At 59.6% G+C, this 1379-nt stretch carries 1 protein-coding gene; it reads left to right on the top strand.

What is annotated here, in order from left to right; genetic code table 11:
- Positions 1-97 precede the first annotated feature (97 nt).
- Entirely contained in the window at positions 98-1351 is a 1254-nt protein-coding gene (locus tag F1529_RS17475; RefSeq protein ID WP_155137851.1) for an IS256 family transposase, read from the top strand.
- Positions 1352-1379: the final 28 nt, after the last annotated feature.

The raw sequence follows: 1379 nt of genomic DNA, 5'->3' as shown, positions 1-1379 counted from the left end.
GAGTTATGGTCATTTCTGGTGTACGGGGAGATAGAAGGATGGCGTATCCTGTTGATTGATTCCGGCAAGAATCACAACCAACAGAGAATGATACGCCATGACCCAGTCTACCCTGAGAGCGCTTTCACAACCAGAAGAACAGGTAACAGATCCGCTGACCGAGTTGTTACGCAGCGGTGCACGCGAGTTGATCGCACAAGCCGTTGAGGCCGAGCTCCAAGTGCTACTGGAGCAGCATGCTGAGCATCGGCTGCCGGATGGTCGCAAGGCCGTGGTGCGCAATGGCTATTTGCCCGAGCGTACCGTCCAGACCGGCATCGGCAATGTCGAGATCAAGGTCCCCAAGGTCAGGGATCGCAGCGGCTCCGGCGTCCGCTTCAACAGTGCTTTGTTGCCGCCATACCTGAAGCGGGCTCGAAGTGTCGAGGAGCTGCTGCCCTGGCTGTATCTGAAGGGTGTGAGTACCGGCGATTACCAGGATGCACTGGCTGCATTGCTGGGCGATCAGGCCAAGGGGCTGTCCGCCAACACCATCAGCCGGTTGAAGCAGCATTGGATTGACGATCACCGGCGCTGGTGTCAGCGTGATCTGAGCCAGAAGCGCTACGTGTACTGGTGGGCTGACGGCGTATACAGCAACGTGCGCATGGATGACCGCCTCTGCCTGCTGGTGATCATCGGCGTGACGGAGCATGGGCGCAAGGAGCTGGTTGCGGTTGAGGACGGCTACCGAGAGTCGGAGGCCAGCTGGTCAGAACTGCTGTCGGGACTGCGGGCCCGGGGCCTGACGACCAGCCCGAAGCTGGCGATCGGTGACGGTGCCCTGGGCTTCTGGAAAGCACTGGCCAAGTGCTATCCGGACACCCGCCATCAGCGCTGCTGGGTGCACAAGAGCGCGAACATCCTGTCCGCGCTGCCAAAGTCGGTGCAACCGAAGGTCAAGGCGGCGCTGCATGAGATCTGGATGGCCGAGACGCAGGACGAGGCGCACAAGGCATTTGACCGGGCGCTGGTACGCTTTGAGTCGAAGTATCCCGGCGCCATGGAACGGCTGCGCAAGGATCGTGAGGAGCTGCTGGCGTTCTACGACTTCCCGGCAGAACACTGGGTCCATATCCGGACGACCAATCCGATCGAATCGACGTTTTCGACGGTGCGCCTGAGAAGCAAGAGAGCGCGGAACTGCGGCTCCCGAGAGACCACGCTGGCGATGGTCTACAAGCTACTGGAAACCGCGCAGAAGCGCTGGAAACGGATCAAGGGATTTGATCTGCTGGCCCTCGTGGTCAACAACGTGAAATTCAAGGATGGGGAACAAGTACAGGATCAGTCAGACAGGAACGCCGCCTGAGCCCGTACACCAGATTTGACAATAACTC

The organism is Alcanivorax sp. VBW004, from assembly GCF_009718865.1.
Taxonomy (GTDB): domain Bacteria; phylum Pseudomonadota; class Gammaproteobacteria; order Pseudomonadales; family Alcanivoracaceae; genus Alcanivorax.
This window is presented reverse-complemented; position numbering and strand designations above follow the sequence as displayed.